Origin of the sequence: Sphingomonas sp. CCH9-F2, from assembly GCF_001556735.1 — a bacterium.
Classification (GTDB): Bacteria; Pseudomonadota; Alphaproteobacteria; order Sphingomonadales; family Sphingomonadaceae; genus Sphingomonas; species Sphingomonas ginsenosidimutans.
Map to the genome: position 1 here is coordinate 1 of NZ_LSJO01000654.1, position 6801 is coordinate 6801.

General features: G+C 64.6%; 10 protein-coding genes, 1 pseudogene and 1 other annotated feature. Of the genes and pseudogenes, 5 read left to right on the forward strand and 6 right to left on the reverse strand.

What is annotated here, in order from left to right:
* The 5 genes and pseudogenes from AX685_RS22925 to AX685_RS18520 form a co-directional block, all read left to right on the forward strand.
* Positions 1-385 (forward strand): annotated as a pseudogene (locus tag AX685_RS22925) (CsgG/HfaB family protein); the annotation flags it as partial.
* The gene (locus AX685_RS18505) at positions 382-1536 is read left to right on the forward strand and encodes a nuclease-related domain-containing protein (RefSeq protein ID WP_010409151.1); all 1155 of its coding nucleotides are present in this window, start codon (positions 382-384) and stop codon (positions 1534-1536) included. The pseudogene AX685_RS22925 and the gene AX685_RS18505, both read left to right, overlap by 4 nt.
* 47 nt (positions 1537-1583) lie before the next feature.
* Positions 1584-2030, forward strand: a complete 447-nt coding sequence (locus AX685_RS18510) for a hypothetical protein (RefSeq protein ID WP_156445926.1) — start codon at positions 1584-1586, stop codon at positions 2028-2030.
* The gene (locus AX685_RS18515) at positions 2027-2518 is read left to right on the forward strand and encodes a hypothetical protein (protein WP_010409155.1); all 492 of its coding nucleotides are present in this window, start codon (positions 2027-2029) and stop codon (positions 2516-2518) included. The genes AX685_RS18510 and AX685_RS18515 overlap by 4 nt, the downstream gene beginning before the upstream one ends.
* 96 nt (positions 2519-2614) lie before the next feature.
* Positions 2615-3019, forward strand: coding sequence for a hypothetical protein (locus AX685_RS18520; protein ID WP_010409157.1), 405 nt, complete (start codon positions 2615-2617; stop codon positions 3017-3019).
* On the opposite strand, the gene AX685_RS18525 is transcribed toward AX685_RS18520, so the two are convergent.
* From AX685_RS18525 to AX685_RS23270, 6 genes are all read right to left on the reverse strand, one after another.
* Positions 3004-3144, reverse strand: a complete 141-nt coding sequence (locus AX685_RS18525; protein ID WP_231372554.1) for a hypothetical protein — start codon at positions 3142-3144, stop codon at positions 3004-3006. The two genes, AX685_RS18520 and AX685_RS18525, sit on opposite strands and share 16 nt — an antisense overlap.
* Positions 3145-3518: 374 nt before the next feature.
* Complete coding sequence (locus AX685_RS18530) at positions 3519-3752, reverse strand: cold-shock protein (protein WP_004213294.1); 234 nt, start codon at positions 3750-3752, stop codon at positions 3519-3521.
* 18 nt (positions 3753-3770) lie between these two features.
* A complete protein-coding gene (locus tag AX685_RS18535; protein ID WP_004213295.1) occupies positions 3771-3965 on the reverse strand; it encodes a TraR/DksA family transcriptional regulator in 195 nt (64 codons plus the stop codon).
* Positions 3966-4157: 192 nt separating this feature from the next.
* On the reverse strand, positions 4158-4949 hold the full coding sequence (locus AX685_RS18540; RefSeq protein ID WP_231792295.1) for a universal stress protein: 792 nt from the start codon (positions 4947-4949) through the stop codon (positions 4158-4160).
* A gap of 23 nt (positions 4950-4972) precedes the next feature.
* On the reverse strand, positions 4973-6457 hold the full coding sequence (locus AX685_RS18545; protein WP_007684580.1) for a SulP family inorganic anion transporter: 1485 nt from the start codon (positions 6455-6457) through the stop codon (positions 4973-4975).
* A gap of 87 nt (positions 6458-6544) precedes the next feature.
* Positions 6545-6599: a sequence feature (sul1 is cis-regulatory element that is thought to sense ions involved in sulfur or methionine metabolism; They are found in Alphaproteobacteria), on the reverse strand.
* Between the two features lie 8 nt (positions 6600-6607).
* Positions 6608-6801 (reverse strand): hypothetical protein (locus AX685_RS23270; protein WP_231792296.1); only part of this gene is annotated, 194 nt, incomplete at its 5' end.

A 6801-nucleotide genomic window follows, 5' to 3' on the forward strand; every position in this document is an offset into this window, starting at 1 on the left:
GTTCGGCGGGGCGGTCGGGCTCAAGTCGAAGACACTCGAAAGCCAGGTGCTGATGACGCTGGTCGACGTGAACACCGGCATCCAGGAAGCGGTCGCCAGCGGGTCGGCGCGCAAGAAGGATATCGGCGTCGTGGGCGGTGGGCTGTTGCTCGGCCTTGGCGTGGGTGCGCTCGGTGGAAGCTACGCCTCGACCGACATCGGCAAGATCACCACGCTGGCGACGCTCGATGCGTTCCGCAAGCTGATCGAGGATGCACGGCCACGGCTCGAGGCGAGGCTGGTGCCGGCCAAGCCGCCCGCAATGGTGCCTCCCGCCTCCGCGCCGCTACCGGCGCAGGCGGTTCAACCGCTGCCGCAGCCAAATCCGGGAACGCCGAAACGATGATCCGCAAGAAATCGACCCGCGCGGCCGAGATCGCATTTGCCGACGAAGTGATGGCGTCCGACGAGTTCGCGGCTCTCCCCGAGCGCGTGCGATCGACGGTGCGGAACCATCGCCAGGGGATGCGGGGCGAGCGCGAGACCGCCTATATGCTCGATCACCAATTCGGGCCTGACAACGACCGCAACCTGCTTATCCACGATCTGCGCCTGCCGGACGGGCAGGGCGGGTTCGCGCAGTTCGATCATATCCTGCTGTCGCGGGCGTCGCGCACCGCCTCGATCTTCGAATCCAAGAACTACTCTGGCCGGATCTCGAAGAACGAGCATGGCGAATGGATGGTCTGGTATCGCTCGCAACGTCAGCCGCAGAACATCCCCAATCCGGTCGAACAGGCCAAACGACAACGCAAGGTGCTGCAGGCGTGGCTGAAGCGAAAAGGGCATGACAGGGCGTTCGCGGAGGTCGGCGTATTCGTGTCCGTTCCGCCCACCGCGATGATCGACCGTTCCAAAATCGGCAGCGACGAGCCGATCTACAAATGCGACAACCTTTACAAAGCCTGGGTGCCGTTCGGCGGGTCATCGCCCCTGGGACGAATGTTTTCGACCGGCGTCACCGCCGCGCAGATGGTCGAGATCGCCGACCAGCTCATCGCCGACCATGTCCAGGAGGGCGATATCTATACCCGCCTCGGCATCGTTCCTGACAGCACGGACGCCGCCGATACGTCTCATACCGGCGACCCGTCTGGGCCGATCAACATGCCCATCGTCCAGGCCGCGTCTGTGCCGGAATTGCCGCCGTACGTCGAGGCAGAGCCTGTCACTGTTCATCCGGCGCAAAGTCCCTCCACATCGGTAGCGGTTGAATGCACCGTTTTGGAGGTATCGCCCCCTGCCAAGGCGGTTCCCGTCAAGGCGGGCGCACCTATCGAGGTATGCGCCGGGATCGTCGAGCGGACACTGCCAGATGGCCGCATCGCATTCAGGGCCGCGCGCGACGATGAGATCGGCAGGGAGGTTCTTTCCGCGTTGTGCAAGGGCAAGGCGATCTGGAACCCGAGATTCTCCAACTGGATCTGCGTGCCCGACGTCGCCGACGTGATCCGGGCTGCACTTCCCGATGCGATCAGGGTCGGCCACGTCGCATGAATATGATCAGCCTGCCCCGGCCCGAATGCCCGTATTGCCATGAGGCGATGCGCCGCTGGCCGCTGGGGCAGCACATGCTGGTCTGCGACACCTGCCGCCGTCCGATCGTGCGCTACCTCGCTGCGCCCTCGCGTCGGATCTTTCGGCTGCGCCCGCTCTACAGCGTCATCAACGCCATCGCGCTGTTCATTCTGGTCGCGACCTTTCTCGCCATCGTGATCGCCCGCGCCGACATCCGGCATATCATGCTGGCCGTCGCGATCCCCATCGCGATGTTCGGCGCGAGCGATATCGGCGATGGCTGGCTGTCCTGGCGTACCTCGCTCGATCGAGGGTGGAACCACCTTCGCAAGGGTCGCAAGGCGCGGCTGATCGGGCTGGCACGCGCAGCGTTCGGCATCGCCGGCTGTGCTGTCGCCATCTTCGGGCTACTTGCCTACGGCGACATGACCACTCCACGAAAACCGCTTGCCCATCAGGCTGGTCGGCCATGATTCCCTTCTGCCTGATCCTGGGCGACAGCACCGCGGTCGGCACGGCGCAGGCATTGGCAGCACAGGGCATACGCTGCGAGGTTCATGCGCGCGTGGGTGCCGGTTCGGCCGAGATCGAGCGGCGGGTGAGGGGCGCTTCGGCCGCCACCGTCGCCCTCATCGCACTCGGGTCGAACGATGCCGCCAGTCCGGCGCTCCCAACCAACCTTCTTGCGCTCAGGCGGCGAACCACCGCCGTCAAGGTGGCCTGGCTTGCCCCCTACGACCTGCGCGCGTCATCCATTGTCACGTCGATCGCGGCACGTTTCGGCGACACCGTCATCCCGCTGCGGGCGCAACCGAGCCGGGATGGCATCCATCCGGTCAGCTATCGCCCCGTCGCCAAGTCGCTGCGGTGGGGGGCGGTCGCCCCCTTCAGAGCCGGCGTAGCGCCGGCGCCGATCGCGCGCGCGACCGTGCTGGTGATGAGCAGCCCACTCGGGTCGTGATCGCCATCTTCATGCCGCGAGCATCGGTCGCCGGAACCGAACGGCTCGACTCAATCCCGCTGGAACAAATCCGGCCCATATGACAGGCTGAACGTCATGGACCATCGCATCACCCACACCTGCGGCCATGAGCAAACCCATTTCATTGCCGGGTTCGCGTCGCAGCAGGAGCGCAAGGCCACCTGGCTGCGCACGACGGTCTGCGGCGCGTGCTACCGCAAGCAGCGCCAGGAAGAGAACGAGCGCGACGCCGCGGCCTCGCAACAAGCCGTTGCCCATCTGTCGCTGGCGCCGCTCAACGGCTCGGAACGACAGGTCAGCTGGGCAACGACCATTCGCGCGAAACGGATCGCCTTGCTGCGCAAGGATCAACCTCTCGATAGCGTCGAAACCGGCGCGGCGCTGCTCGGCATCGCGGACGCCAAATGGTGGATCGACAACCGCGACGCGACCGACGCGCAGTTGCTCGCCTCGGCAGGGGTGGCTCAGGCTCCCGGCTGAACCGGCGTCGTCACCGCATTCTTCAGCGGCGCGGGCTTCTTGCCGTCAGGCAGCGTCCTGCGGAGGTGCTCGTGGACGATCGCAGCCGAGAAGGGCTTCGGGATGAACGTCGCCTTCTCGGGCATGTCACCCGGATTGGGACGGATATTTGTAGGGGCTTGCAATCGTAGCGGTGTCTGCTCGCCAACAGCGCTATTTCCTGCTCACGCTATCTGCCACTGGCGCGTGGCACCGTGCTCGAATTAGCTGCCAATGTGCTCGCCATCATCCGGCGCTGCTCGCAAACGAGGCGTCGCACTCACGTTATCTGCCAACAGCTTCGACCGCCAAGGGGAGGTCGATCAGACGGCCATAGGTTGTCCCGTTTCTCCATCTGCACCGGGCAGTTTCGGGAAAAGCCAATCGGGAACACATTTCGGGAAAATGGCGCCCTCGTTGCCATCGAGCGCGCCTTCCCGCCGTCAGCCGTCCCACGCGACCTTCGTTTTTGGGAAACTGCTTATCGTCCGGGCGGGGGCGGTTCGTCGAACAGCATTTCCAGATCATCGGCCTCAAACCCGCCCTTGGGGCGCTCGACGAGCGTGAAGCGCCATCGCTGCCCGCGCCGTAGCTCAGTGAACCCGGCGCGCTCCGCCGCTCGGACGTGGACAAAGACCTTGGGCTGCTTGTCGTCACGAGAGATGAAGCCCCAGGCCCCACCACGGTCGAGGTATTTGATCGTTCCGGTCGGCATGATGCCTTCCTTTCGGGCCTAGCCCTCCTTGGCGCAGGCGAGGCACATCGTCGTCGCGGGCGCACGATCGAGGCGCTTGGCCTCGATTTCCTCACCACAGCGGACGCACCAGCCATAATCGCCGCTGTCGATCCGCATCAGTGCGGCGTCGATGCGGCTACATTCGGCTTGCCGGTGCCGCTGCGCCGCCAGTGCCATTGCCTGCACCTGCATGGCGTCGATCCGCGACAGGCGGCCGACGCTTTCCTGATCGAGCGTGACCGGGGCGCGCGTTTCCTCGGCCGCCGCATCATCGGCGACGAGCTGATCGCGAAGCGCCAGCAGTTGCCGACGCCGCGCATCAAGGTCCGGCGCGTCCCCGGCTATGTCAGCGTACCAACAGTACCGGGGCGCGAACGGTGCGGATCATCGTTGTCGTCGTGCTGCCGCGATCAGGGTGCGAAGCGGCGAGTGTCCATAGGCACCCATCACCAGCATCGCGCCGGGATGCGCCGCCATATGATCGCCGATCACCGCATCGACCTTGCCGTCACGCAGGACGGTTTCGGAACAGGCGGGCAGCGTTGCTGCCGCTGCGCCGAGCTGGTCGCGGTGTTTGCCATCATCCGGCCCCGCCATGACGAGGTGTACTGGCAAACCACCGAACAGCGGCGAGGTAGCGACATGACGGACAGCGCGGCAGGCGGCGGGGCTGTTGTCGAAGGCGATCACCACCGCGTCAGGTGCCTTGGCTTCGCGTGAGGCGATCAGCACCGGCTTGTCGCTGGCACGCACGACCCGTTCGACCTTGGAGCCGATATGGTCGGTCGCGAACTCGCCCGACGCGCCGCGCTTGCCGATGATGACCAATGCAGCATCGGCTTCACGCTCGACGATCGTCTCCACGATCCCTCCATGCAGGTGCATCGACGCGACCGTGATGCCCTGCTCCTTCAAGCGAGTGCCGCCTGCGTCCAGCAGGATGCGCCCTTCCTCGATGGCAAGACGCCCCGCCGCTTCCTCGATGCGGGTCAGCTCTTCCAGCAGCTCGCTTTTGACACCGAGGCCGATCGCGCCGCTATGATCGTTGCGCGATGCCACGGCATCCTTGCGCTGGACGACGTGCAGCAGCTCGACATCGGCCCCGAGCCGGGTAGCGGCCCAGGCCGCCAGATCGACGACGCTGGTCGCGTAGGTGGATGCGTCGATACAGGCCAATATGCGGTTCATAAGCCCTCTCCTCAGTGGGCGCCGAGCGCTGCTTCGGCGCCGGGCTTGTCATGGACGGCGAAGCGATCGACCATCGTCGCGCTCGCCTGATTGAGGCCGATGACCTCGACATGGGTGCCTTCGCGGCGGAACTTGAGGATCGCCTTGTCGAGGCTCCCCACCGCCGAAATGTCCCAGAAGTGCGCGGCGGTCAGGTCGATGACCACATTGTCCAGCACCTCCTTGAAGTCGAAGGCGTCGGCGAACCGCTCGGACGAGGCGAAGAACACCTGACCCGAGACGCGGTAGGTCCGCGTCCTGCCATCCGCGCTCAGCTCGGATGCCACGTCGAACAGGCGCTTGACCTTGCTGGCGAAGAACAGACCGGACAGGATCACGCCTGCGACCACGCCTTGCGCCAGATCGTGCGTCGAGACGACAACCAGCACCGTCACCAGCATGACAACCGACGACTGCCACGGATGGCTCTTGAGGTTCCTGATCGATCCCCAGGAGAAGGTGCCGATCGACACCATAATCATCACCGCGACCAGCGCCGGCATCGGAATGCGGGCGACCAGCGGCCCCAGTACGACGATCAGGAACAGCAGGAACGCGCCCGACACAAAGGTGGAAAGGCGGGTGGAGCCGCCCGACTTCACGTTGATGACCGACTGCCCGATCATGGCGCAGCCGCCCATCCCGCCGAGGAAGCCGGTCAGAAAATTGGCGATACCCTGCCCCTTCATCTCGCGGCGCTTGTTCGATGGCGTGTCGGTCAGATCATCGACGATCTGCGCGGTCATCATCGATTCCAGCAGGCCAACCGCCGCCATCGTCAGCGAATAGGGGAAAATGATGCGCAGCGTTTCCAGCGTGAACGGCACCTGTGGGATGCCGAACGCTGGCAGCGACGAGGGCAGCTTGCCCATATCGCCCACCGTGTTGACCTTGATGCCGGCATAGATCGAGACGATCGTCAGGATCACGATCGCGACCAGCGGCGACGGGATCGCCTTGGTCAGACGCGGGAACAGGTAGATGATCGCCAGGCCCGCCGCGACCATCGCGTAGGTTTCCCACCCGACGTTCGTTAGCTGGGGAAGCTGCGCGATGAAGATTAGGATCGCGAGCGCGTTGACGAAGCCGGTGATGACCGAGCGTGACACATACTGCATCAGCAGGTCGAGCTTCAGGAAGCCGGCGACGCCCTGGATCAGTCCCATGAGGATGGTGGCGGCAAAGAGGTACTGGACGCCGTGATCGCGGATCAGCGGCAGGACAAGAACCGCAATGGCGGCGGTTGCGGCCGAAATCATGCCGGGGCGTCCGCCCACGAGCGAGATGATGACGGCGATGGAGAAGGAGGCAAACAGCCCGACGCTTGGATCGACGCCGGCAATGATCGAGAAGCCGATGGCCTCCGGGATCAGCGCGAGCGCGACGACGATACCCGCAAGCACGTCGGCGCGCGGGTTCGAGAGCCATTCGCGTCGAAGCGAAGTAGCAAATGTCATGTAGAAACCTGATCGCAATAGCGAGGGGCGCACGCCGTCAGACGCGTTCAATCAACGATACTCGGAAGCGAGGCCCAAATTCGCTAAGGTTATCCCGGGGATAGGCGCCGGGCCGAGCCACCCGAATCAATCCGGGTCCGTCGAAGGCCTCTAGATAGTCACTGATCGGACCATATTGCAACTGCGAACATCAGCAGCCTGCATTCCCATAATACCATCGTTTGAGGGAAAGGGGGTGACCGCCGAGGAGTGGTGATTATGAGCAGCCCCCACCGGGTGGTCCGGGTTGATAGTTAGTGCATTGTCGTCTCCGCCGCCATTGCCGGTCGGAGGTGGAGCGAAGC